Origin of the sequence: Nonomuraea montanisoli (assembly GCF_013363975.1) — a bacterium.
Taxonomy (GTDB): Bacteria; Actinomycetota; Actinomycetes; order Streptosporangiales; family Streptosporangiaceae; genus Nonomuraea; species Nonomuraea montanisoli.
Genome location: NZ_JABWGN010000009.1, coordinates 453,972 through 477,194 on the forward strand (window position 1 = coordinate 453,972; position 23,223 = coordinate 477,194).

General features: G+C 71.8%; 22 protein-coding genes and 1 pseudogene. 16 read left to right on the forward strand and 7 right to left on the reverse strand.

Annotation, left to right across the window (positions count from 1 at the left end):
• Positions 1 to 57 precede the first annotated feature (57 nt).
• The 4 genes from HTZ77_RS25315 to HTZ77_RS25330 all read left to right on the forward strand — a co-directional run bounded on the left by HTZ77_RS25315 (position 58) and on the right by HTZ77_RS25330 (position 3,762).
• Positions 58 to 912: a helix-turn-helix domain-containing protein gene (locus tag HTZ77_RS25315; RefSeq protein ID WP_175592146.1), complete on the forward strand. Its 855-nt coding sequence runs from the start codon at positions 58 to 60 to the stop codon at positions 910 to 912.
• Positions 913 to 978: 66 nt separating this feature from the next.
• Entirely contained in the window at positions 979 to 1,965 is a 987-nt protein-coding gene (locus HTZ77_RS25320) for an alpha/beta fold hydrolase (protein ID WP_175592147.1), read from the forward strand.
• A gap of 166 nt (positions 1,966 to 2,131) precedes the next feature.
• On the forward strand, positions 2,132 to 2,794 hold the full coding sequence (locus HTZ77_RS25325) for a TetR/AcrR family transcriptional regulator (protein WP_175592148.1): 663 nt from the start codon (positions 2,132 to 2,134) through the stop codon (positions 2,792 to 2,794).
• A 35-nt stretch (positions 2,795 to 2,829) separates the two neighbouring features.
• Positions 2,830 to 3,762: an alpha/beta hydrolase gene (locus HTZ77_RS25330; protein WP_175592149.1), complete on the forward strand. Its 933-nt coding sequence runs from the start codon at positions 2,830 to 2,832 to the stop codon at positions 3,760 to 3,762.
• Positions 3,763 to 3,835: 73 nt separating this feature from the next.
• On the opposite strand, the gene HTZ77_RS25335 is transcribed toward HTZ77_RS25330, so the two are convergent.
• Positions 3,836 to 5,056: an FAD-dependent monooxygenase gene (locus HTZ77_RS25335; RefSeq protein ID WP_175592150.1), complete on the reverse strand. Its 1,221-nt coding sequence runs from the start codon at positions 5,054 to 5,056 to the stop codon at positions 3,836 to 3,838.
• 173 nt (positions 5,057 to 5,229) lie between these two features.
• Here HTZ77_RS25335 and HTZ77_RS25340 point away from each other — a divergent pair, with 173 nt between their 5' ends.
• The 3 genes from HTZ77_RS25340 to HTZ77_RS25350 are packed head-to-tail and all read left to right on the forward strand — an operon-like array spanning position 5,230 to position 8,323.
• Complete coding sequence (locus HTZ77_RS25340; protein ID WP_175592151.1) at positions 5,230 to 5,880, forward strand: TetR/AcrR family transcriptional regulator; 651 nt, start codon at positions 5,230 to 5,232, stop codon at positions 5,878 to 5,880.
• The gene (locus HTZ77_RS25345; protein ID WP_205303389.1) at positions 5,877 to 6,767 is read left to right on the forward strand and encodes an amidohydrolase family protein; all 891 of its coding nucleotides are present in this window, start codon (positions 5,877 to 5,879) and stop codon (positions 6,765 to 6,767) included. The genes HTZ77_RS25340 and HTZ77_RS25345 overlap by 4 nt, the downstream gene beginning before the upstream one ends.
• Complete coding sequence (locus HTZ77_RS25350; RefSeq protein ID WP_175592152.1) at positions 6,764 to 8,323, forward strand: AMP-binding protein; 1,560 nt, start codon at positions 6,764 to 6,766, stop codon at positions 8,321 to 8,323. The genes HTZ77_RS25345 and HTZ77_RS25350 overlap by 4 nt, the downstream gene beginning before the upstream one ends.
• Positions 8,324 to 8,335: 12 nt before the next feature.
• Here HTZ77_RS25350 and HTZ77_RS25355 read toward each other — a convergent pair whose 3' ends face one another.
• From HTZ77_RS25355 to HTZ77_RS25365, 3 genes are read right to left on the reverse strand one after another with little or no spacing between them, the layout of a single operon-like run.
• The gene (locus tag HTZ77_RS25355; protein WP_175592153.1) at positions 8,336 to 8,527 is read right to left on the reverse strand and encodes a ferredoxin; all 192 of its coding nucleotides are present in this window, start codon (positions 8,525 to 8,527) and stop codon (positions 8,336 to 8,338) included.
• 28 nt (positions 8,528 to 8,555) lie between these two features.
• Positions 8,556 to 9,440 (reverse strand): pyridoxamine 5'-phosphate oxidase family protein, encoded by an 885-nt coding sequence (locus HTZ77_RS25360; protein WP_175592154.1) that lies wholly within the window; start codon positions 9,438 to 9,440, stop codon positions 8,556 to 8,558.
• A 59-nt stretch (positions 9,441 to 9,499) separates the two neighbouring features.
• A complete protein-coding gene (locus HTZ77_RS25365; protein ID WP_175592155.1) occupies positions 9,500 to 9,952 on the reverse strand; it encodes a VOC family protein in 453 nt (150 codons plus the stop codon).
• Between the two features lie 152 nt (positions 9,953 to 10,104).
• Here HTZ77_RS25365 and HTZ77_RS25370 point away from each other — a divergent pair, with 152 nt between their 5' ends.
• Positions 10,105 to 10,707 (forward strand): CGNR zinc finger domain-containing protein, encoded by a 603-nt coding sequence (locus HTZ77_RS25370; protein ID WP_328808752.1) that lies wholly within the window; start codon positions 10,105 to 10,107, stop codon positions 10,705 to 10,707.
• Positions 10,708 to 10,744: 37 nt separating this feature from the next.
• Here the strand turns inward: HTZ77_RS25370 and HTZ77_RS25375 are convergent, their stop codons facing one another.
• On the reverse strand, positions 10,745 to 11,035 hold the full coding sequence (locus tag HTZ77_RS25375) for an NIPSNAP family protein (protein ID WP_328808753.1): 291 nt from the start codon (positions 11,033 to 11,035) through the stop codon (positions 10,745 to 10,747).
• A gap of 119 nt (positions 11,036 to 11,154) precedes the next feature.
• Here HTZ77_RS25375 and HTZ77_RS25380 point away from each other — a divergent pair, with 119 nt between their 5' ends.
• The gene (locus HTZ77_RS25380; protein WP_175592157.1) at positions 11,155 to 11,607 is read left to right on the forward strand and encodes a winged helix-turn-helix transcriptional regulator; all 453 of its coding nucleotides are present in this window, start codon (positions 11,155 to 11,157) and stop codon (positions 11,605 to 11,607) included.
• A 125-nt stretch (positions 11,608 to 11,732) separates the two neighbouring features.
• Positions 11,733 to 13,028, forward strand: a complete 1,296-nt coding sequence (locus HTZ77_RS25385) for a UDP-glucose dehydrogenase family protein (protein WP_175592158.1) — start codon at positions 11,733 to 11,735, stop codon at positions 13,026 to 13,028.
• Here the strand turns inward: HTZ77_RS25385 and HTZ77_RS25390 are convergent.
• Positions 13,004 to 13,459: a pyridoxamine 5'-phosphate oxidase family protein gene (locus HTZ77_RS25390; protein WP_175592159.1), complete on the reverse strand. Its 456-nt coding sequence runs from the start codon at positions 13,457 to 13,459 to the stop codon at positions 13,004 to 13,006. The genes HTZ77_RS25385 and HTZ77_RS25390 overlap by 25 nt on opposite strands.
• Positions 13,460 to 13,686: 227 nt before the next feature.
• On the opposite strand from HTZ77_RS25390, the gene HTZ77_RS25395 reads away from it, so the two are divergent.
• From HTZ77_RS25395 to HTZ77_RS25420, 6 genes are all read left to right on the forward strand, one after another.
• Positions 13,687 to 14,853, forward strand: a complete 1,167-nt coding sequence (locus tag HTZ77_RS25395) for a globin domain-containing protein (protein ID WP_175592160.1) — start codon at positions 13,687 to 13,689, stop codon at positions 14,851 to 14,853.
• 158 nt (positions 14,854 to 15,011) lie between these two features.
• Positions 15,012 to 18,635 (forward strand): nitrate reductase subunit alpha, encoded by a 3,624-nt coding sequence (locus tag HTZ77_RS25400; RefSeq protein WP_175592216.1) that lies wholly within the window; start codon positions 15,012 to 15,014, stop codon positions 18,633 to 18,635.
• Positions 18,635 to 20,185, forward strand: coding sequence for a nitrate reductase subunit beta (gene narH / locus HTZ77_RS25405; protein WP_175592161.1), 1,551 nt, complete (start codon positions 18,635 to 18,637; stop codon positions 20,183 to 20,185). Before HTZ77_RS25400 ends, narH begins: the two co-directional genes overlap by 1 nt.
• On the forward strand, positions 20,182 to 20,949 hold the full coding sequence (gene narJ, locus HTZ77_RS25410) for a nitrate reductase molybdenum cofactor assembly chaperone (protein WP_175592162.1): 768 nt from the start codon (positions 20,182 to 20,184) through the stop codon (positions 20,947 to 20,949). The genes narH and narJ overlap by 4 nt, the downstream gene beginning before the upstream one ends.
• Positions 20,946 to 21,641 carry a respiratory nitrate reductase subunit gamma gene (gene narI / locus HTZ77_RS25415; protein WP_175592163.1) on the forward strand — a complete coding sequence of 232 codons (696 nt, stop codon included), beginning with the start codon at positions 20,946 to 20,948 and terminating at the stop codon, positions 21,639 to 21,641. The genes narJ and narI overlap by 4 nt, the downstream gene beginning before the upstream one ends.
• Positions 21,634 to 23,145, forward strand: a complete 1,512-nt coding sequence (locus HTZ77_RS25420) for a nitronate monooxygenase (protein ID WP_175592164.1) — start codon at positions 21,634 to 21,636, stop codon at positions 23,143 to 23,145. The genes narI and HTZ77_RS25420 overlap by 8 nt, the downstream gene beginning before the upstream one ends.
• Here HTZ77_RS25420 and HTZ77_RS48785 read toward each other — a convergent pair.
• A pseudogene (locus HTZ77_RS48785) lies at positions 23,145 to 23,192 on the reverse strand (hypothetical protein); the annotation flags it as partial. The gene HTZ77_RS25420 and the pseudogene HTZ77_RS48785 sit on opposite strands and share 1 nt — an antisense overlap.
• Between the last annotated feature and the right edge of the window lie 31 nt (positions 23,193 to 23,223).

Genomic DNA, 23,223 nt, shown 5'->3' on the forward strand with positions numbered 1-23,223 from the left:
CTGCCTGGGTCTGACAGGACCAGGCAGAAGCCGACAAGTCTCGCGATACTGGACGGCATGGATCGTGCCCGGCAGCTCAGCGAGTTCCTCAAGAGCCGGCGCGCCCGGCTCAGCCCCGACGCGGTGGGCGCGGGCGGCTTCGGCGGGCAACGGCGGGTGGCCGGCCTGCGCCGTGAGGAACTGGCCCTGCTCGCGGGCGTGAGCGTCGACTACTACACCCGGCTGGAACAGGGCCGGGCCCGCAACGTCTCCTCTGACGTGCTCGCCGCCGTCGCCGACGCGCTCGCCCTGGACGCGGACGAACGGGCCTACCTGTACAACCTCGCCAGACCCGCCGCGGCCCGCCGGCGTCCGGCCCGCCCCCAGAAGGTGGGCCCGGAACTGCGGCAGGCACTCGAGGCGCTGGCCGGCGTGCCCGCCTACGTCATCGGTCGCCGGCTGGACGTCCTGGCCTGGAACGAGCCGGCCCGGCTCCTGATCGCCGACTTCCCCGCCCTGCCGGCGGCCGAGCGGAACATGGCCCGCCTGGTCTTCCTCGACCCGGCGGCCCACGACCTCTATCCCGACTGGCAGGCCAAGGCCTGCGACACGGTCTCCAACCTCCGTTTCGACGCCGGCCGTCATCCCGACGATCCCGATCTGGCTGCCCTGGTGGGCGAGCTGTCGCTGCACAGCGCGGACTTCCGCCGGTTGTGGGCCGACCAGGCCGTGCGCGCCAAGACCCGCGGCCGCAAACGCTTCGCCCATCCCCTGATCGGGGCGCTCGACCTGGACTACGTGGCCATGCGCGCGCCCGACGACCCCGACCTGACCATGATGATCTACAGTGCCCCGAGGGGCTCCGCGGCCGCCACGTCCCTGCAGTTGCTGGCCGGCCTCGCCGCCGGGCCCGCACCTCAGAAGACCGTCTGAGGGCCGTCACCACTGGCCCGCCATGATTCGGTGTCGATCGAAGTGGTTCGGCGACAGAGTTGTCCCGTGACCGAGACGACCTCCACGCACCCTTTCGCTCGCGACGTCGAGTGCTCGATGCTCTCGACCCCTGGCGAGCCGGACCTGTTCGTCAGCCGACAGCGGCCGTACCGTGGCCGTGAGCCGCTGTCCTCGCCGGCCGTCCTCTACGTCCACGGCGCCACGTTCCCGTCCGCGTTGTCGGTGAGCTATCCGTTCGACGGCCGGTCCTGGGGGGCGGATCTCGCCGAAGCGGGCCTGGATGTCTGGGCGTTCGACTTCGCCGGGTTCGGCCGCTCGCAGCGGTACCCGGGCCAGGACGGTGACCCGGCCGGGGTCCCGCCGCTGGGCCGGGCGGCGGAGTCGGCCCGTCAGCTCCAACGCGTGGTGGAGCACGTCGTAGCCGTCCGCGGCGGTGGGCGGGTGTCGTTGCTGGCGCATTCCTGGGGAACCATGGTCGCCGGCCTGGTAGCGGGGCGCTTTGCGGACCTGGTCGACCGGCTGGTCCTGTTCGCGCCGTTCGCGCGCCGTGAGCCGGCCGCCCTGCCGGACCCGGCCGCCCTGCCGGACCCGGCCACCCTGGGGGGCTGGTTTCCCCTGACGGTCGCCGAGCAGCACTCCCGCTTCGTCAGCGACGTCCCGGAGGGGCACCCGCCCGTGCTGACCCCGCAGTTCGACCAGTGGGCGTCGGACTGGCTGGCGACTGACCCGCTCTCCGGCGGGGGCGGCACGCCGAGTGTGCGCACCCCCAGCGGGCCACGGGCCGACATTCTCGCCGCGTGGTCCGGCGATCTGGCCTACGAGCCAGGTCTGCTCAAGGCACCCACCTGCATCATCCGTGGCGAGTGGGACTCCATGTGCACGGACGAGGACGCCCGCGGCCTGTTCGCCGCGATGACGTCATCGCCGCTGCGGCAGGACGTCAAGATCAGCGAGGGCGGTCACCTCATGCACCTGGAGTCCGGTCGTCACGCGCTCTACCGCGCGGCCGCGGGATTCCTGCTCGGCGCGTGATCGTCCGTGCCCGCCGGTTGCCGTCATCGCCTGGCCCTGACGTCGCGGGAGCCGGCACCCCGCCGCTCACGGACGTCCGGGGACCGCGGCTCGGCAAGAGGCATGGCCAGGTCGGCTCCAAGGGCGTTCGCTGCGCGCGGGCCCCTGATCGTGGAAGCTTCTCGGCATGAACACTTCCGCAGATGACGGCTCGGCAGGACAGGCGGGCTACCGGCGATCGGCGGGATCGCCACGCGGCGAGGCCAGGCGCCGCGAACTGCTCGATCGCGTCACCGACGACCTCGCGGTCAACGGGCTCGTGGACTTCTCTCTCCGGCGGGCCGCACGCGCGGCCGGCACCACGCACAAGGTGCTTCTCTACCATTTCGCCGGAGCCGACGACCTCCTCAGGCAGGCGGTGCTCAAGCTGCGCGAACGGCGCACCGTCAACGCGATGGCCGCCGCCACCGGCGGACCCGCCGATCGGACGCTGGCCGACCGGGTGCACGCCATGTGGCCTCTGCTCAGTGGCGACGAGCCGCACCTGCGGGTGCTCGACGAGGCCATCGGCTTGGCGATGTACGCCCCCGAGCGCTTCGCCTGGCTGGGGCGGGAGGCGTCCCGGCTGTATCTCCCCTCGTTGGTGTCGCTCTGTCCGGCGGGCTGGTCCGACCAGCGCAAACTCGAGGTCGCCGAGATGATCCTCGGGACGCTCCGCGGCTTTCTGGTGGAGTGGCGCATCAGCCGGGACGCCGCGGGGATCGCCGCGGGATTCGAGGCCCTGACCCGTGCGCTGGAGCGAGAAGAGGCGGACGGCGAGCGGCCGCCCGTCGCGGCGCCGACGTCCTGATGGACAATTTGCGAACCGGGTGGTTCACTTCACGCATGACGTCAACACACCCGGAGACCGGCGTGCCGGGATCCGTCGAGCGCGAAGAGGTCCGCTTCGTCGGCGACGGCAGCGAGTTAGCCGCCTGGCACTATTCGGGAACCAACGGGGCCTGTGTGGTCATGGCGGGGGGCTTCGCGGTCCCCAAGGAACCGGCCACCGACCTGTTCGCCAGGCGCTTTCACGATGCCGGATTCAGCGTCCTCGCCTTCGACTATCGCGGTGTCGGGAAGAGCGGCGGGCCACACCTGGTCCTGCCCGTCAGGAACCAGCTGGCCGACTGGGATGCCGCGATCGCGTTCGCCGCGACCCTGCCCGAAGTCGACCCCGCCAGGATCGCGCTCTGGGCCTTCTCCATGTCCGGCGGTCACGTCATCCGCGTCGCGGCGCGCAATCCGCGGGTCGCCGCCGTGATCGCCCAGACGCCGAACGTCGGCGGCCCGGCCGCCACGCGCAGCGCGGCGAGCCACCAGAAGCCGCTCGCGATGCTGCGCTTCACCGGCAGGGGCATCGCCGACGCCGTCGGCTCCCTCGCCGGGCGCCGCCCCCTGCTGGTGCCGCTCGGCGGCGAGCCGGGCACCGTCGCGATGCTCACCACCCCGGACGTCACCGACGGCCCGCGCGCGCTCGACCCCGACGGCAGGCACCCGGACTGGCGGCAGGAGGCCGCGGCCCGCTCCGCGCTCCGCCTCGTGTTCTACCAGCCCGGCCGCGACACCTCCCGCGTACGGATCCCGCTGCTCGTCCTCACCTGCGACCAGGACCAGACCGCTCCTCCCGGGCCGGCCCTCCGTGCGGCGCGGCGAGCGCCCCGCGCGGAGCTTGTCCGCATGCCCGGCAGGCACTATGCGCCGTTCATGGAGATGCACGAGCAGGCCGTCGAGGTGGAGCTGTCCTTTCTCCGCCGGCACCTGCTCGGTCACGTGTGAACGGGATCGGGCGCCGCCCCCGCTGATTCCGCGCGGCTCCACGCCGGCCGGGGCGAAGACGCGGGCCGTGTCGCTAGCGGGACGCCCTGACGGTCGGGCCGTCGGCCGGCTGGTAGTCCGGCAGCGTGATGGAGCTGGCCTTCTGTGCGGCGTTGGCGCCGAGCTTGGCCAGCGGGCCCGAGGTCATCAGCTTGATCATGGTGCGCTGGACCCCGATCGCCAGGCGAGAGCCGGGCAGGAAGCCGTCGACGCCGCCGGGCGGCAGCTGCTGGCACTCCTTGACGTAGGGACGCATCAACGTCTCGTACCTGTCGAAGGCGGCGACGTGGTCGCCGCCGGCCGCGGCGAGCTCGCCGGCGAGGACGTAGGCGCCGACGATGGCCATGGCGGTGCCGTTGCCGGACAGCGGGGACCCGCAGTAGCCGGCATCGCCGAGCAGGACGACTCGTCCGGTGGACCAGCGGTCGGCGTGCACCTGGCTGATGGAGTCGAAGAAGAAGTCGGGGGCCTGCCAGACGGCGTCGATGAGCCGCTGGGTCTGCCAGGTGCCACCGGCGAACTTCTCGGCCAGGATGCGCTTCTGCTGCCGGATGTCGCGGCGGTCGTAGGCGAGCGGGCCGGTCTTGAAGCTGAACATGGCCTTGGCGGTGTTCGGGCCGTCCGGCCGGATCGCGGCGAGCTTGGCGCCGGGCATGGTGTGCACCAGGAACCAGGGGGTCAGGTTCAGGCCGGCGGCGGGGATGGTGAAGTAGGCGTTGTAGGCGCCCAGGTACTTGACGAACTGCTCTTCCGGGCCCATCGCCAGGCGGCGGACCGTGGAGTGCAACCCGTCCGCGCCGACCACGAGGTCGAACACGCGTGCCGGGGCGTTCTCGAAGGTCACGTGCACGCCCTCGTGGTGCTCGGTGAGCGAGGCGATAGAATCGTTGAAGAGGTATTCCACGTGCGGTCCGGCGGCCGCGTACAGGATGTCGGTCAGGTCGCCGCGCAGGATCTCGATCTCCGCGACCGCGCCTTCGCCGTCGAAGAGCGTGGCGGGCATGGTGGCCTTCACCCTGCCCTGGGCGTCCACGTAGGCCATGCCTTCCTCGTGCACTCGGGCCCGCCGGATCTGCTTCATGATCCCCATGCGTTCGGCGACCTGGTTGGCGACACCGCGCAGGTCCACCGCGTGCCCGCCAGGGCGCGGCGCGGGTGCCCGTTCAACCACGGCCACGGCGAACCCGTACCTGCGCAGCCAGTACGCGAGGGACAGACCGGCGATGCTACCGCCCGAAATCAGCACATTCCTCATCGACTTTCCCTTTCTCTGAAGGGCTTGCGGCTTCTCCCGGTGCGGGAGTCCACGAGCTTCACGACTGCGCCGAGCTCCGCTCGGCCAATCGATCGATTGATTGACCCTGCCGGGCAGTACGATATAGAAAGTTGTCTATCTGTCAATCGATTGATTGGAATTGAATGTCCGGCTTGATCGAGATCCACCGTGCGGCAGTCCGCCTGTTCGCCCGGCAGGGGTACGCGGGCACCGGCATCCGCGACCTCGGCAGAGAGGCCGGGATCAACTCCGCGACGCTCTACCACTACGCCGGCGGCAAGGAGGAGATCCTCGTGGCGGTCATGGCCGGCTGCCTGGAAGGGATGTTGGACGGAGGCCGCCGCGCCCTCGACCACAGCGCCGATCCCGCGGTCCAGCTGGTGCGACTGGTCCGGCTGCACGTGGCCATGGAAGCGGTCAACCCGCTGACCGCGTACGTCACGGACCGGGAGGTGCGTGCGCTGTCAGCGGCCAACCGCGGATCCGTCCTCGCTCTGCGCGACGACTACGAGTCGATGTTCCAGCAGGTGCTGGAACGCGGAAGGCGGACCGGCCAGTTCCAGATCGATGATCTGTCGACCACCCGGATGGCGCTGCTGGAGATGTGCAACGGAGTCTCCAACTGGTACCGCCCCGGCGGCCGCCTGTCGGTGCCCGAGGTCCAGGACCGGTTCGCCGATCTCGCGACCCGGCTCGTCGGCTGCCCGCCGGTGCCGCCGGCGGAGTGCGGCACGGATCTGCGGGTCGCCGTCCTCGACTCCGAGCCGCTCGACCGCCACGCCGACGAGGAGGCCCTCGCGTGACGATCATCGACGCCCGGGTGCGGCTGCCGCAGGAGCTTCGGGCCCGACCCGGCTACCAGGTCCCGGCCAGGCAGGCCGAACAGTACGACCAGGTGCTCGATCTCACCAGGAAGATCGACGAGGGCACTCTGCGGGAGCTGCTGGCGGTCATGGATGGTGAAGGGATCGACCATGCCGTCGTCCACGCCGAGTCCGAAGGCGGTGAGTCCGCGCAGGCGTTGAACGACGCGCTGCTCGCCCTGCTGGCCGCGCACCCCGGCCGGCTCAGCGGCGTCGGCGCGGTCGACCTGCACCCCCTGTGGCCGACGCGGGCCGCCAGGCAGGTCGCCGCGGCGGCCGCGTCCGGCTTGCTCGGCATCTCCGTCCAACCGGCCTTCTTCGGCCTGGACATCGACGATCGCGCGCTCTACCCGATGTATTCGCGGGCCGAGGAGCTCGGCCTGGTCGTCGCCCTGCACACCGGCGTGACCTATTCGCGCATGCATCCCATGCGTCACGAACGGCCGGAACTCCTCGACCAGGTCGCCTGCGACTTCCCGGAGCTCAAGCTCGTCGCCTGCCACGCCGGGTGGCCGTGGGTCACCGAGCTGTGCGCGGTCGCCCGCCGCCATCCCACGGTGTACCTGGAGTTCGGCGGGCTGGCCCCCAAGTACGTGGCCAGAGCGGGCACCGGCTGGGACGCGCTGTTCACGATGATGCCGAACGTGCTGCGCGACCAGGTCCTGTACGGCAGCGACTGGCCCGTCATGCATCCACACCGCGCGCTGGCCGAGTGGCGGCAGTCCGGCCTGCCCGAACCGGCGCTCCAGGCGTTGTTCTCCGGCAACGCGGCCCGGCTGTTCGGCCTGAAGGCTGAGGCGTTCCCCGGGCGCGGAGGCTCCCAGTGATCGTCGAGCTGCTCCAGGCGCAGGCGCGGCGCGCTCCTGACAAGGTGTTCCTGCGCACCGAGCAGGGCGATCACACCTACGCCGAGGTCCATCGGCGGGCCGGGGCGCTGGCGGCCGACCTCGGACGGCACGGGATCGAACCGGGCAAACCGGTGGTCGCGCTCATGGAGAACAGCGCCGAGCTGGTGTTCGCCTGGTTCGCCGTGAACTGGCTGGGCGCCGTCCACGTCCCCGTCAACACCGCTCTGATCGGCCGGGGCCTGGCGCACACCTTCCAGGTGACCGGGGCCCGGGTCGCCGTCGTCGACGCCGACCTGCTGCCGAACCTCCTGGCGGTCACACCGGAGCTTCCCCGGCTGACGACGATCATCGTCCATGGCGCCTTCCGGCAGCCTGCGGACCGCGCGGGCCTCCCCGTCCTCGCCGCCTTTCCCGACGCCCTGACGAGCGCCGGCCATCCCGCGCCCTGCCCGGTCGACGACCTCTCTCCCGCCATGATGCTGTTCACCTCGGGAACCACCGGCCCCTCCAAGGCGTGCGTGCTCTCCCACCGCTACGTCGTCAGGCAGGGCCGGCTCCACGCGCGGAACCTCGGCTTCACCGCCGACGACGTCCTCTACTGCCCGTTCCCCCTCTTCCACGTCGACGCGGCGACCCTGACCGTCATGGCCGCCCTCGCCACTCGCGCGACAGCGGCGATCGGCCGCCGCTACAGCACCTCGGGCTTCTGGGCGGAGGTCCGCCGCTTCGACGCCACCGTCATGAACTTCATGGGCGCGACCCTGGCGATGCTCTGGAAGCAGCCGGCCGCCGACGGCGACCGCGACCACCGGATCCGGCTCGGCTGGGGGGTTCCGATGCCCGAGTGGAAGGCCGGCTGGGAAGAGCGTTTCGGTTTCCGCCTCTACGAGATCTACGGTCTGACCGATGGCGGGATCTGCGTCTACGACCCGCTCGACGCCCCGAAACGCCCCGGATCCTGCGGCCGCCCCATCCCCGAGTACGAACTGGCCATCGCCGACCAGAGCGGTTCGCTCCTGCCCTCCGGCGAGGTCGGCGAGATCCTCATCAGAGCGCGCGAACCAGGTCTGATCATGTCCGGCTATCACGCGATGCCGGAGGCCACCGCCGCGGCCTTCCACGGCGACTGGCTGCGCACCGGCGACCTGGGGAGCCTGGACGCCGATGGTTTCCTCTACTTCGCCGGCCGAGCCAAGGACGCGATCCGCCGTCGTGGCGAGAACATCTCCGCCTACGAGGTGGAGCAGGTCATCGAGAGCCACCCCGCCGTCCTGGAGGCCGCGGCCGTCGGAGTCCCCAGCGACCTCAGCGAGGAGGACGTCAAGGCGTGCGTCGTGCTGCGACCCGGCGCGACCCTCACCGCGGAGGAGCTCATCGAGCACTGCGCCCGCACCACCGCCAGGCACATGGTCCCCCGCTACGTGGAGTTCCTCCCGGCCCTCCCCAAGACCCCGACCCAGAAGATCGAGAAATTCCGCCTCAAGCAGCGCGGCATCACCCCGCAGACCCATGACCTGCAGAAGGAACGACCATAGATCGCGCGACGGTCAGTCGTCGTCCAGGAGGACGGCTTGCACGGGGCAGGCGCGAGCCGCCTCCTCCACGGCGGGCAGCAGCGCGTCGGCCGGCGTGGCGTCGTACACCAGCTCGTCATCGTCGTCGAGGGCGAACACCTCGGGGGCGGCGAACACGCACTGGGCGTGGGTCCGGCACAAGGTCATGTCGACACGGACACGCATCGTGGTTCCTTCTCGTCCGCCGGCCTGTTCAGGCCGGGTTGAACCGGGAGTACTTGCCGAAGGACCACCGTTGGGGGATGCCGCCGGCGATCTGGACGGCTCGCTCGACGTCGAAGTCGACGAGCCGTTGCGCGCCGGGCACTCCTGCCGCCCGCTCCGGGTCCCAGTCGACGCGGGCGCGTCCGGTCAGCTGCAGGGCGTGCCCGTGCTCCCAGTCCAGGAACAGCAGCCCGCAGCGGGGTTCGAGCTCCAGGTTGCCCAAGGTCATGTACATCGAGTTGCCGGCGTAGTCGGGCCAGGTGAGCCGGCGGCTGCCGGCCACCGTGACGAATCCGGGGTTGCCGCCGCGATGTGACGCGTCGGCTCCCAGGCCGGGCGCGTAGGTGCCGACGAAGAAGGTGTCGGCCGTGCCGATCCACCGCTGCTGGTCGGTGGTGAGCTCGGCGGTGACGAGCGCTGTCCCGCCTTCCGAGGGCACGTCGTCGGCATAGGTGCGGGTCTGGAGGTATTTCGGGCAGTTGGAGTACACCTGTTCGGTGCGGATCAGGAGCCGGCTCCCGTCCCGGTGGGCCCGGCCGTTGGCCCGCATCCGTCTCCGGCTGGCCGGCTCGATCAGGAGCATGCCCACCTGCCGCTCGGCGTCGAAGAGGCCCGCGAGCGGATCGCCGGCGCCGGGCAGCCGGTCGGCGATGACCGTGCGGTCGTCGGCGGCGGTGATGAACCCGGGTGGACCGGTGAGCACGCTGACCCATGCGGCTCCGGTGTCGTCGGCGGCTGCGATCACCGCCAGCCGCTGTTGCCGGAGGAACTCCGCCGCCACCGGCGGGATGGTCGCCCGCACGCCGGCCGACCCCAGGCCTTCGGCGGTCAGACCGGTGCGGCGCTGTACCGAGCGTTCGCCTGGATGGAGCACGGGAGATCCCCCTCCGTCGTCGGTCCGGGCCGCGGCGTGCGGCCCGGGTACTCGTGGATCTAGAAGAAGCCGCACGTCGGCGCGCCCTGCGTGGGCGCCGGCGCGGTGTCGGCGCCGGCCGGCGCGAAGATCTCCAGGCGGATGCCGTCCGGGTCGGTGAAGAAGACGCCGCCGGAGGACGCGCCCTCGCGGTGCGGGACGATCCCTCCGTGGAGGGGCTGCACGCCGAGTTCGCGCAGGGCGGCCTCGGCTCGACGGACCGTCTCGATGTCGGGCACCCGGAACGACAGGTGGTGCAGGCCGGGCCGGTCGGTGGCGAACGCGCCGTCGCTCTGCTGCCACAAGGTGACCAGCAGGGTGCCGTCGCTGCCGAGGAAGGCGAATCTGCGGTCGCCGTCGCTCTGCTCACCCATGATCTCGAACCCGAAGATCCGGCGGTAGAAGGCGATGGAGCGTGCCAGGTCGGTCACGTTCAGGCCGACGTGCCCGGTCTGAAAGGCAGGTGTGGTCATGCGGGATCTCCCCTGTGGATGCGGTCGAGTCGGCGGCGGGCATGGGTGCCACGTCCCGGGAGCCGCCTTTTCTTACGGATAGGCTCCCCGTTGACCATTAGAATATGCCCAGCGATTTATAACGCTGTCAACCCGGATGTAGCGTTAGAAGGGTGGATGTGGCACACCTCGCGGGTGGCGGCGCCCCGCTCCTGGGCGAACCGCCGGCCATCGAACTCGGCAACACGTCGTACGCGGTGCGAGGTCGTCCCCAGGACGGCCTGCGGAGCGTCGAGCACCTGGCCGCGTGGCTGCGCGACATGCGCCCACGTCTGGCGGTCGGGCTCGCCGACGCCGACCTCCACGGCGTGACGGAGGAGGACCTGCGCCTGGCCAGGGAGCTCCGGGACGCCATACGGTCGCTCGCCGCCTCGGCCGTGGACGACCGCGCGTTCGATCCGGACACGGTCGCGACGCTCAACCGTCACGCGGGCCGCACGACGCGCTGGCGGGAGCTGCGCACCACTCCTGAGCCGCATACGGCCGAGTGTGCCGCGGGCCGCCCGGTCGCCGCGGCGCTCGCCGCCGTGGCGGAGAACGCCGTCGACGTGTTCGGCGGGCCACTGCGTCACCAGGTGCGCGCCTGCCAGAGGCCGGCCTGTCTGCTGTTCTTCGTCCGCGACGCCTCACGGCGCGAATGGTGCTCGGCCGGCTGCGGCAACCGGGCGCGCGCCGCCCGTCACTACGCCAAGGTGCGGCGGGGGAGTGGCGGTTGAGGGGGGCGCGCCGACGGCCCCGGACGGCCCGCGGGCTTCACGCGTCGGCGGGAAGCAGCGGACGCATGAAGGTGCGTTCGTAGCGAAGCACGCACCCGCTCTCGTCGCGGATGCGATCCGCTTCCACGAAGTCCGGGTGGGTGCCGAACAGGCCGCGATACTCCTCGTACGCGGCGAGGCTGGGAAAGCTGAACAGGGCGAGAGCCTTGTCGCTGGCGCCCTCCGCCGGGAGGAAGTAGCCGTGATGAGTGCCGCCGTGGCGGTTGACCAGCTCGATCCAGCGACGGCCGAAGCGTTCGAACGCGTCGATCTTCGCCGGGTCGATCACGTACTCGACGACACAGGTGATCATAGGACTGATATGTATCCGGAGCCGCGGCCGCCTAACTCGGTGGGGCGAGCCCACTCGAAGTTCCCTGAGGGAACCCCAATGGGTAGACTGCCTCCATGCAACGCACGAAGTTCGGGGAGATGGCCTGCTCCATCGCGCGCACCCTCGACGTGATCGGGGAGCCGTGGTCGCCGCTGATCCTGCGGGACGTGTGGGTCGGGATCAGCCGGTTCGACGACCTTCAGGCCGACCTCGGGATCTCCCGCAAGGTGCTGACCGAGCGGCTCAACCACCTCGTCGAGCAGGGCGTGATCGAGCGCCACCCGTACGACCAGCGGCCGCGCTACGAGTACCGCCTGACGGCCAAGGGGACCGAGCTGGTCGACCTGCTCATGGTCATGACCGCCTGGGGCGACAGGTGGCTCGCGGGCGAGGCCGGTCCGCCGGTGCTCCACCGCCACCACGCCTGCGGCGAGATCAGCCATGTCGACCTGCGCTGCGCCCACTGCGGCGAGCCGATGCACGCCGGCGACATCGACCCGCTGCCCGGCCCGGGTACGGCCCCCTGATCAGAGCTGTCGGCGACGCCCGGTATGGGGCGGATACAATCCAGGGCCTCCTCGCCGACGGCGGAGAGAGCGTCGTCCACCTGGCCCGATGCGAAGGTCTGGTCCCGTGAGAATGGATGGAAGCCATGGGTGACACCCCGAAGCGGAGGGTCGCCGTGTTCGGCGCCGGGTACATCGGCCTGGTGACCGGGGCGTGCCTCGCCGAACTCGGCCACCAGGTGGTGGTCCGGGACATCAGCCCGGAGAAGATCGAGCTGCTGCGGTCCGGCGAGATACCGATCTACGAGCCGGGCCTGGGCGACATGATCGTCCGGAACAAGGAGCGGCTGACCTTCACCCTGGACCTCCAGGAGGCCCTGGCCTCCGCCGAGGTCGTGTACGTGTGCGTGGACACGCCCCCGTCGGCGTCCGGTGACGCGGACCTGTCGCGCGTCTGGTCGGTCGTGAGGTCGCTGGAGGGGGCGCCGCGGCTGCGGGTCGTGGCGATGAAGTCCACCGTGCCCGTGGGCACGGGCACGCGGGTGCGCGAGGCGCTGGACGCGGCCGGCCTGGGGCACGTCGGGTATGCCGCGAACCCCGAGTTCACGGCCGAGGGCACGGCGGTGAACGACTTCCTGCACCCGGACCGCGTCGTCGTCGGCGCTTCCGACGAGGAGACCGCCCGCCTGGTCGCGCAGTTGCACGAGGGGGTGGACGGGCCGGTCGTCAGGATGGACGTGCGGTCCGCCGAGATGGTGAAACTGGCCTCGAACGCGCTGCTCGCCACGAAGATCAGCTTCATCAACGAGATCGCCACCCTGTGCGAGAAGACGGGCGCCGACGTCGAGGAGGTCGCCCGTGCCGTCGGCCTGGACCACCGCCTCGGCCACCACTTCCTGCGTCCCGGCATCGGCTGGGGCGGCTCCTGCTTCCCGAAGGACTCGGAGGCGCTCCGGCAACTGGCCAGCAACACCGGCTACCACCTGCAACTGCTGTCGGCGGTGATCGAGGTCAACAACCTCCAGAAGCGCCGGGCGATCCAGAAGCTCAAGGACGTGCTCGGCACGCTGGCCGGCGGGCGGGTGACGCTGCTCGGGCTGACGTTCAAGCCGGGGACGGACGACATGCGGGAGGCGCCGAGCACGGTGCTGGCCGCCCGGCTCCTGGCCGAGGGAGCCGAGGTGCGCTGCTGGGATCCCATGGCTCGCCCGGCCGAGACGGAGCCGTGGACGTCGACGACCCGCCACGCGACCCCGGAGACGGCCCTCGACGGCGCGGACGCGGCCATCGTGGTGACGGAATGGCCGCAGCTCAAGGAGGTCGACTGGGCGCGGGCCGCCTCCGCGATGCGCAGGCCGGTGCTCTTCGACGGCCGGAACATGCTGGATCCGGCCGGCATGCGGGCCCTCGGCTTCACCTACCTCGGCGTCGGGCGGCCGTAGGTCGCCTCTCGATCGTCGGGACGGGTCGCCGTGATGCGGCGGCCGGAGATGTGCTCGGCCGCGACCGCGATGTAGTGATCACGGCGGCCCGGCGCCCAGGTCGTCAGCGGCAGCGCCGCCAGCCGGTGGAGCTCGCCGGGATCGGTCACCTCCCGGGCCTGGCCCACCGCGGTCACCGACCAGCCGATGCGCAGCTCGCGATCGAACTCGTCGGCCTCGAAGGCCACCACGGCCCGCCGGGTGGCGGCCGCCAGCTTCGACCCGATCGAGGTGCGGATCACGATGGTCCGGCCGTCGAGGCAGAAGTTCACCGGCTGGACGGCCGGCAGGGCGCGATCGGTGAACACGATCCGCCCGATCGGCGCCGCGGACAGCAGGGCGAAGCACTCCTCGTCGGAGAGCACCTGGAGTCCGGAGGAATCGAGCAGCATAACCTTCGACGTTTCTGGTCGACGACACACGAGTCAGGTCTCGACGCTATCCGGCCCGCGGCCAGCCGGGTAGGGACCAAAGTCCCGAGAAGATCTCGTGTTCCGCCGGGGACTTTCGGCCCTGCAGGTGCGGACGTTCGCCTCAGGGGGCCGAGCGCGCCGGACTCCAAGATTGGTGGGGGCCCGCGGTGGCGGGCCCTGTTCACCCCGCCCTGTCTGGAGGCTTCATGCTGTCCGCCGAGTCAGCCGAGATCGTCCGTGCCACGCTGCCGGTTGTCGGCGCCTCGCTCGACGCCATCACCGCACGCTTCTACGCGACGATGTTCGCCGAGCGGCCGGAGCTGCTCGACGGCCTGTTCAACCGCGGCAACCAGGCCAACGGCGAGCAGCGCCGGGCGCTGGCCGGTTCGATCGCCGCGTTCGCCGGCATGCTCCTGGAACACCCCGGCGAGCGGCCCGATCGGCTGCTCGCCCGCATCGCCCACAAGCACACCGCCGTCGGCGTCACCGACGACCAGTACGTGATCGTCCACAAGTACCTGTTCGGCGCCATCGCCGAGGTGCTCGGCGACGCGGTGACGCCCGAGGTGGCGGCGGCCTGGGACGAGGTCTACTGGCTGATGGCCGGTGCGCTGATCGCCATGGAGGCCCGCATCTACGCCGAGGCCGGCGCCCGCGACGGCGACACGTGGCGGTCCTGGCGGGTCGTCGCCCGCCGGGAGGAGACCTCGGACGCGGTCTCGTTCCTGCTGCGTCCGGCCGACGACGGGCCGCTCCCGCCGGCGCGCCCGGGGCAGTACGTCAGCGTCCGGGTCCGCATGCCGGACGGCGTGCACCAGCTTCGCCAGTACACGCTGTCCGGCGCGGGCGACCGGCTGCGCCGGATCACGGTCAAGCGCGTCGACGGAGACCCAGCCGGAGAGGTGTCCACGCTGCTGCACACCACCGTGCGCGCGGGCGACGAGCTCACCCTCTCGGCGCCGTTCGGCGACGTCACGCTGGAGGACGGGGACGCGCCGCTGGTGCTGGTGTCCGCGGGCATCGGCTGCACGCCCGTCGTGGCGATGCTCGACCACCTGGCCGCGACCGGCTCCGGCCGCCGCGTTCTCGTGCTGCACGCCGACCGCTCGCCGGCCGCGCACGCGCTGCGCGACGACATGCTGCGCCTGGCCGCCGAGCGGGTCTTCTGGTACGAGAGCGGCGCGGTCGCCCCCGACCGGGCGGGCCTGATGGACCTGGACGGGGTCGAGATCCCGGCCGGTGCGGTCGTCTATCTGTGCGGTCCGGTGCCGTTCATGCGGGACATGCGCGCCCGGCTGCTGCGGGCCGGTGTGGCGGCCCGTGACATCCACTACGAGGTGTTCGGGCCCGACCTGTGGCTCGGCGCCGCCTGATGGCCCATCGGAGCAGCCGCCTGATGGCCCATCGGGCCGGCGGCGAGGGACTTTGGTCCCTGCCGCCGGCGGACGGCGTGCCCGAATCTTGAGCCATACCCGCTGTAACCCCTGTGGCGAGGAAGACAAGCGTGACCGATATCGACTCAACCCCCGGCATGGGGCCGTTGCTCGCAGCCCGTACGTTCTTCACCAAGTCCGAAATATCGGCCGACGGCCGCACTTTGCACCAGATAGACCCCAGCGGCTGGGACCGCTTCTACCGGGACCGGTGGGCGCACGACAAGGTGGTGCGCTCCACCCACGGCGTGAACTGCACGGGCTCGTGCTCGTGGAAGGTGTTCGTCAAGGACGGGCTGATCACCTGGGAGCACCAGGCCACCGACTACCCGTCGGTGGGGCCCGAATCGCCCGAGTACGAACCGCGCGGCTGCCCGCGCGGCGCGTCGTTCTCCTGGTACACCTACTCGCCGTCGCGGGTGCGCTACCCGTACGTGCGCGGCGTGCTGCTGGAGATGTGGCGCGAGGCCAGGGCCAGGCTCGGTGATCCGGTGCTGGCGTGGGCGGAGCTGACCGGCGACCCGGAGCGCGCGCGGGCCTACAAGCGGGCGCGCGGCAAGGGCGGCTTCGTCCGCGCCGGCTGGGACGAGGTCCTGGAGCTGATGGCCGCCGCCCACGTGCACACGATCAAGGAGTACGGCCCCGACCGGGTGGTGGGGTTCTCGCCGATCCCGGCGATGTCGATGGCGTCGTTCGCGGCCGGCACCCGGTTCCTGTCGATGATCGGCGGCACGCTGCTGTCCTTCTACGACTGGTACGCCGACCTGCCGATCGCCTCCCCGCAGGTGTGGGGCGACCAGACGGACGTGCCCGAGGCCGCCGACTGGTGGAACTCCCGCTACCTCATCATGTGGGGCTCCAACATCCCGGTCACCCGCACCCCGGACGCGCACTTCATGACCGAGGCCCGCTACCAGGGCACCAAGGTGGTGGCGGTCAGCCCCGACTACGCCGACAACGTCAAGTTCGCCGACGACTGGCTGGCTCCGCACCCGGGCACGGACGGCGCGCTGGCCATGGCGATGGGCCACGTGACCCTGACCGAGTTCTTCCGTGACCGCCAGGTCCCTTACTTCACCGACTATGTCCGGAAATACACGGACCTGCCGTTCCTGGTCACGCTGGAGCCCCGCGGCGACGCGTACGTGCCGCGCCGCTTCCTGACCGCCGCGGATCTCGGCGAGGAGAGCGAGAACGCCGAGTTCAAGACCGTCTTCCTGGACGAGCGGACCGGCCAGGCGCACGTGCCGAACGGCTCGCTCGGCCACCGCTGGGGCCAGGAGGGCGAGGGCCGCTGGAACCTGGACCTGGACGGCGCCGAACCGGCGCTGACCCTGTTCGACCGTTCCGAGCAGGCGGTCGAGGTGGACCTGCCGCGCTTCGACGAGGGCGCCACCGAGGGCGGCTCCGCGATGCGCCGCGGCGTGCCGGTGACCGAGGTGGCCGGCAAGCTCGTCACGACGGTGTTCGACCTGCTCATGGCCCAGTACGGCGTGGTCCGCGACCTGCCCGGCGCGTGGCCCGCGAGCTACGACGACGCCTCGCAGCCGTACACCCCGGCCTGGGCCGAGGAGATCACCTCGGTGCCGGCCGCCACGATCACCAGGATCGCCCGCGAGTTCGCCCGCAACGCCGAGCGCACGGAGGGCCGCTCGATGATCGCGATGGGGGCGGGCACCAACCACTGGTTCCACTCCGACCAGATCTACCGCGCCTTCCTGACGCTGGTGCTGCTGACCGGCTGCCAGGGCGTCAACGGCGGCGGCTGGGGCCACTACGTGGGCCAGGAGAAGGTCCGCCCCGTCACCGGCTTCCAGCACCTGGCCTTCGCCTTCGACTGGCAGCGCCCCACGCGGCACATGGCCGGCACCGCGTTCTGGTACCTGGCCACCGACCAGTGGCGCTACGAGCAGATCCAGGCCGACGAGCTGGCCAGCCCGCTGGGGGAGGGGCTGTTCGAGGGCCGCTCGTTCGCCGACTGCAACGCCCAGGCGGCGCGCCTGGGCTGGCTGCCCTCGCACCCGACGTTCAACCGCAACCCCCTCACGCTCGCCGACGAGGCCGCCGCCAAGGGCGTCAGCGCGGCCGAGCACGTGGTGGACGAGCTGACCTCCGGCCGGCTGCGCTTCGCCGCCGAGGACCCGGGCGACCCCGCCAACTTCCCGCGGGTGCTGACCGTGTGGCGGGCCAACCTGCTCGGCTCCTCCGGCAAGGGCAACGAGTACTTCCTGCGCCACCTGCTCGGCGCCGACGCCGAGACCCGCAACCAGGAGGGCGTCCGGCCGGTCGAGGTGACCTGGCGCGAGGAGGCCGCCGAGGGCAAGCTCGACCTGCTGACCGCGATCGACTTCCGGATGACGTCCACGGCGCTGTTCTCCGACGTCGTGCTCCCGGCCGCCACCTGGTACGAGAAGCACGACCTGTCCTCGACCGACATGCACCCGTTCGTCCATGCCTTCACCCCGGCCATCGCCCCGCCGTGGCAGACCCGCGCCGACTACGACGTCTTCCTCGGCCTCGCCGACGCCTTCTCCGAGCTGGCCGCCCGCCATCTCGGCACGCGCACCGACGTGCTGGCCGTCCCGCTCGTCCACGACACCCCCGACGAGCTGGCCCAGCCCGGCGGCCGGGTACGCGACTGGAGGACCGGCGCGTGCGAGCCGATCCCCGGAAAGACCATGCCGAGGATCGTCACCGTCGAGCGCGACTACGCCGCCGTCGGCGAGCGCGTGCGCGCGATCGGCCCGCTCTTCGCCGACCTGGGGCTGACCACCAAGGGCGTCACCTACCAGGTGGGACCCGAGCTGGAGCACCTGCGCGGCCAGAACGGCGTCACCCCGCAGGGCCGCGTCTCGCTGGAGACGGCCGACCGCATGTGCGAGGCCATCCTCGCGCTGTCCGGCACCACCAACGGCCGCCTGTCCACCCAGGGCTTCGAGACGCTGGAGAAGCGCACCGGGACCAGGCTCGCCGACCTGGCCGCCGAGCACGAGGGCAAGCGCATCAGCTTCGCCGACACGCAGGCCAGGCCGCAGCCGGTGATCACCTCGCCGGAGTGGTCCGGGTCGGAGACCGGCGGGCGCCGCTACTCCGCCTTCGTCATCAACGTCGAGCGGGACAAGCCCTGGCACACGCTGACCGGGCGGCAGCAGTTCTTCCTCGACCACGACTGGATCATCGAGCTGGGCGAGCAACTGCCCGCCTACCGGCCGCCGCTCAACATGCGCCGCCACTACGGCGAGCAGCGCGACGGCACGGACGGGGCCGAGGTCACCGTGCGCTACCTGACCCCGCACTCCAAATGGTCCATCCACTCCGAGTACCAGGACAACGCCTACATGCTCGCCCTGTCCCGCGGCGGGCCGACGATCTGGATGAGCGTCGAGGACGCCCGCGCGATCGGCGTCGCCGACAACGACTGGATCGAGGCGTACAACCGCAACGGCGTGGTCGTGGCCCGCGCGATCGTCTCGCACCGCATGCCGGCCGGAACCGTGTACATGTACCACGCCAAGGACCGCAACGTGAACGTCCCGCTCACCGAGAAGTCCGGGCGGCGCGGCGGCGTGCACAACTCCCTCACCCGGCTGCTGCTCAAGCCCAGCCACCTGATCGGCGGGTACGCGCAGTTCACCTACGCCTTCAACTACTACGGGCCGACCGGCAACCAGCGTGACGAGATCACCGTGATCCGGCGCCGCGCCCAGGAGGTGACGTACTGATGCGGGTCATGGCACAGGTCGCCATGGTGATGAACCTCGACAAGTGCATCGGCTGCCACACCTGCTCCGTCACGTGCAAGCAGACCTGGACCAACCGCGACGGCGTCGAGTACGTCTGGTTCAACAACGTCGAGACCAAACCCGGCGTCGGCTACCCCAAGCGGTACGAGGACCAGGAGCGCTGGCACGGCGGCTGGCAGCTCGACCGGCGCGGCCGGCTCAAGCTCCGCGCCGGCGGCCGCGTCAAGCGGCTGCTCAACCTGTTCTCCAACCCGGATCTCCCCGACCTGGACGACTACTACGAGCCGGCCACCTACGACTACGACACCCTCGTCAACGCCCCCGCCGGGCCGCACACCCCGGTCATCCGCCCCAAGTCGGCCATCACCGGCCGGGACATGGCGATCACCTGGGGCGCGAACTGGGAGGACGACCTGGGCGGCGCCCCCGAGCACGCCCCGGCCGACCCCAACCTGGCCGCCATGGCGGAGAAGGTGAGGATGGAGTTCGACCAGACCTTCATGTTCCACCTGCCGCGCATCTGCGAGCACTGCCTCAACCCGGCCTGCGTCGCCGCCTGCCCGTCCGGCGCGATGTACAAGCGGGAGGAGGACGGCATCGTCCTGGTGGACCAGGACCGCTGCCGCGGGTGGCGCATGTGCGTCTCGTCGTGCCCGTACAAGAAGGTGTACGTCAACCACAGGACCGGCAAGGCCGAGAAGTGCACGTTCTGCTTCCCCCGCATCGAGGCGGGGCAGCCGACCGTGTGCGCCGAGACCTGCGTCGGGCGCCTGCGGTACATCGGCCTGATCCTGTACGACGCCGACGCGGTGCTGGAGGCCGCATGCGTCCCGGACCCGCGGGACCTGCTGGAGGCGCAGCGCCGGGTCTTCCTCGACCCGTCCGACCCGGAGGTGGTCCAGGCGGCCCGCGCCGCGGGCATCAGCGAGGACTGGATCACCGCGGCGCAGCGCTCGCCGGTCTACCGGCTGGCCATGCGCTACCGGGTGGCGCTGCCGCTGCACCCGGAGTACCGCACGCTGCCCATGGTCTGGTACATCCCGCCGCTGTCGCCCGTGCTCGACGCCGTCACCGGCGCGGGCGCCGACGCCGACGACCCCGACAACGTCTTCCACGCCGTCACCGACCTGCGCATCCCGCTGGAGTACCTGGCCGGCCTGTTCTCGGCCGGCGACACCGAGATCGTGGCCGGGGTGCTGATGAAGCTGTCGGCGATGCGCGCCTACATGCGGGCCCGCACCGTCGACGGCACCGTCGCCGAGGATCTGCTGGAGGCGGTGGGCATGCGGGCGGCCGAGATGGAGGAGATGTACCGGCTGCTGGCCATCGCCAAGTACGACGAGCGCTACGTCGTGCCCGCCGCCCACCGCGAGGACGCCGCCGCCCTGTCCGCCCAGGCGGGCGGGTGCAGCCTGGACGGCGACGGCGGTCCCGGCATGAGCGACTTCCACCCGGCCGGCGTCACCGGCCGCCGCGGCGACGGGCGTCTCGGCCTGAAGCTCTTCGTCCGCGACGGAGGCACGGCGTGAGACTCCTGACCCGGCGCGAGCCCGCCGCCTTCGCGCAGCCGCGACACCGCGCGCGGTTGTTCCGGCTGATCTCGCTCCTGCTCCAGTACCCGGACGCCGAGCTCCTCGCCGCCCGCGACGAGCTGGGCCGGGCCGCGGCCGCGCTGCCGGAGTCGGCCACCCGCGACGCCCTCGTCGCGTTCACCGCCTGGTACGCCGAGTGCGAGCCGACGCGGCTGGCCCGCGCCTACGTCGAGACCTTCGACCTGCGCCGCAGGTCCAGCCTCTACCTCACCTACTACCTGCACGGCGACACCCGCCGCCGCGGCATGGCGCTGCTCACCCTCAAGCAGCGCTATCGCGTGGCCGGGCTCGTCCCGCCCGAGGGAGAACTGCCCGACTACCTGCCGGTGGTCTGCGAGTTCGCCGCGCTGGCCGGGCCGTCCACCGGCGAGGCGCCGCTGCGCCAGCACCGCAAGGGGCTGGAGCTCATCCGCACCGCGCTGCACGAGTCCGGCTCGTCCTACTCGCTGGTGCTCGACGCGCTCTGCGCGGAACTGCCGGACCTGTCGGCGGCCGAGCGTGCCGCCGTCGCCGACCTGGCGATGGCCGGGCCGCCCGCCGAGGACGTCGGCCTGGCACCGTACGGCCCGCCCGCCGAGGACGTCGGCCTGGCACCGTACGGCCCGCCCGCCGAGGACGTCGGACCGGCACCGTACGGGCCGACACCGTACGGGGCGGCACCGTGCGGGCCGCCGCTCAACGAGACGGAGGTGCGGCCGTGAACGTCGCGCTGTGGGTCGTCGTCCCCTACATCGCTCTGACGATCTTCGTGGTCGGTCACGTGTGGCGCTGGCGCGTCGACCAGTTCGGCTGGACCACCCGCACCACGCAGGTCCTGGAGAGCCGGCTGCTGCGGCTGGGGTCCCCGCTGTTCCACCTCGGCGCGTTCGCCGCCATCGGTGGCCACGTGCTGGGCCTGCTCGTCCCGAAGAGCCTGACCGCGGCGGTCGGGGTGGACGAGCACCTCTACCACCTGGTGTCGGTGAGCGCCGGGACCGTGGCCGGGCTCATGGTGGTGGCGGGCCTGGGGCTGCTGCTGGCCCGCCGCCTCACCAGCCCGCGCGTGCGCCGCACCACCACCCGCGCCGACAAGGTCCTGTTCGCCGTACTGGCGGTCACGATCGCGCTCGGCCTGTCCGCGACCGTGGGCGAGAACCTGCTCGGCGGCGGCTACGACTACCGCGCCACCATCGCCGTCTGGTTCCGCGGCGTCCTGACCTTCCACCCCGACCCCGGCCTGATGGCCGGCGTGCCGCCGCTCTTCCGGCTGCACGCGCTGTCGGCCTGGGTGCTCACCGCGATCTGGCCGTTCACCAGGCTCGTCCACGTCTGGTCGGCGCCGCTCGCGTACCTGTGGCGGCCCTACGTCGTCTACCGGCGGCGCACCCCGATCCACCGGAGCCGGCATGTCTGAGACCGCGTTCCCCGTCCTGATCCAGGGCGGCATGGGGGTGGGGGTGTCCGGGTGGCGGCTGGCGCGCGCGGTCGCGCGTACCGGGCAGCTCGGCGTCGTGTCGGGCACCGCGCTGGACGTCACGCTGGCCCGCCGGCTGCAGCGCGGCGATCCCGGCGGCCATCTGCGCCGCGCACTGGCCTGCTTCCCGGAGCCCGCGCTCGCCGGACGGGTGCTCGGCCGCTACTTCGTGCCGGGCGGGATCGCGCCCGGCACGCCGTACCGGCCGGTGCCCCGGCTCGGGCTGCGGCCCAACCGCGCCCGCGACGAGCTGGCCGTGGTCGCCAACTTCGCCGAGGTCTTCCTCGCCAAGGAAGGGCACGACGGCCCGATCGGCGTCAACTACCTGGAGAAGATCCAGCTCGCCACGCCGGCCGCCGTGTTCGGGGCCATGCTGGCCGGGGCCGACTACGTGCTGATGGGGGCGGGCATCCCGACGGAGATCCCGGACCTGCTCGACGCGTTCGCCGCGCACCGCCCGGCCGAGATCACCGTCGCCGTGGCCGGAGCCGGCGACGACCGGCACACGATCGGCCTCGACCCGGGCACGGTGCTGCCCCGTCCCGCCGAGCCGACGCGGCGGCCGAAGTTGCTGGCGATCGTCTCCTCCCATGTGCTGGCCGCCTACCTGGCCCGTTCCCCGCGGACCCGGCCGGACGGGTTCGTCGTGGAGACGCCGGTGGCGGGCGGCCACAGCGCGCCGCCGCGCGGCCGCCCGCGCCTGGACGCCGCAGGTGAGCCCGTGTACGGCCCGCGCGACGAGGCCGACGTCGGCAAGGTCGCGGCGCTCGGCCTGCCGTTCTGGCTGGCCGGCGGCTACGGCGGGCCCGGCGGGCTGTCCCGGGCGCTGGCCGCGGGGGCCACCGGTGTCCAGGTGGGCTCGGCGTTCGCGCTGTGCCGCGAGTCCGGGTTCGACGACGCCCTCAGGCGCCGCCTGCTGCGCGCGGCCGCCGCCGGAACGCTGGAGGTCCACAACGACCCGCGCGCCTCGCCGACCGGCTTCCCGTTCAAGGTCGCGCGGCTGCCCGGCACCCTGTCCGAGCCCGAGGTCCACGAACGGCGGCCCCGGCTGTGCGACCTGGGCTACCTGCGCACCCCGTACGTCAGACCCGACGGCGCGCTCGGCTACCGCTGCCCCGCCGAACCCGTCGACACCTACGCGCGCAAGGGCGGCTCCGTGGAGGAGGCCGAGGGCCGCCAATGCCTGTGCAACGGGCTGACCGCCGCCATCGGCCTGCCCCAGCACCGCGGCGACGGTTACCGCGAGCCGGCCCTGCTCACCCTGGGCCAGGACATCGCCTTCCTCCAGGGCCTGCCCGAGGACCACTCGGCCGCCGACGTCGTCCACCGCATCCTGCCGGCGCGGGAAAGCCCCGGCCAGGGGGAGAGTCGGCCGGGGCTTTCGCTCGACGGGGGTCAGACGGTGATGCTCCAGGAGTCCAGGAATCCGGTGTCACCGAGGTAGACGTCGCTGACCTCGAGGGTCCAGGTGCCGGCGGCCTGCTGGCTCACCGGTACCGAGTAGGTCCTGGTGCCGTAGGAG

Coding starts and splice junctions, on each gene's coding strand:
- HTZ77_RS25335 (WP_175592150.1), bottom strand. CDS start 5,056: ATGAGGAATGTGCTGATTTCGGGCGGTAGCATCGCCGGTCTGTCCCTC.
- HTZ77_RS25365 (WP_175592155.1), bottom strand. CDS start 9,952: ATGACCACACCTGCCTTTCAGACCGGGCACGTCGGCCTGAACGTGACC.
- HTZ77_RS25420 (WP_175592164.1), top strand. CDS start 21,634: ATGTCTGAGACCGCGTTCCCCGTCCTGATCCAGGGCGGCATGGGGGTG.
- HTZ77_RS25380 (WP_175592157.1), top strand. CDS start 11,155: ATGCAACGCACGAAGTTCGGGGAGATGGCCTGCTCCATCGCGCGCACC.
- HTZ77_RS25355 (WP_175592153.1), bottom strand. CDS start 8,527: ATGCGTGTCCGTGTCGACATGACCTTGTGCCGGACCCACGCCCAGTGC.
- HTZ77_RS25385 (WP_175592158.1), top strand. CDS start 11,733: ATGGGTGACACCCCGAAGCGGAGGGTCGCCGTGTTCGGCGCCGGGTAC.
- narH (WP_175592161.1), top strand. CDS start 18,635: ATGCGGGTCATGGCACAGGTCGCCATGGTGATGAACCTCGACAAGTGC.
- HTZ77_RS25400 (WP_175592216.1), top strand. CDS start 15,012: ATGGGGCCGTTGCTCGCAGCCCGTACGTTCTTCACCAAGTCCGAAATA.
- HTZ77_RS25390 (WP_175592159.1), bottom strand. CDS start 13,459: ATGCTGCTCGATTCCTCCGGACTCCAGGTGCTCTCCGACGAGGAGTGC.
- HTZ77_RS25315 (WP_175592146.1), top strand. CDS start 58: ATGGATCGTGCCCGGCAGCTCAGCGAGTTCCTCAAGAGCCGGCGCGCC.
- HTZ77_RS25330 (WP_175592149.1), top strand. CDS start 2,830: ATGACGTCAACACACCCGGAGACCGGCGTGCCGGGATCCGTCGAGCGC.
- HTZ77_RS25395 (WP_175592160.1), top strand. CDS start 13,687: ATGCTGTCCGCCGAGTCAGCCGAGATCGTCCGTGCCACGCTGCCGGTT.
- HTZ77_RS25325 (WP_175592148.1), top strand. CDS start 2,132: ATGAACACTTCCGCAGATGACGGCTCGGCAGGACAGGCGGGCTACCGG.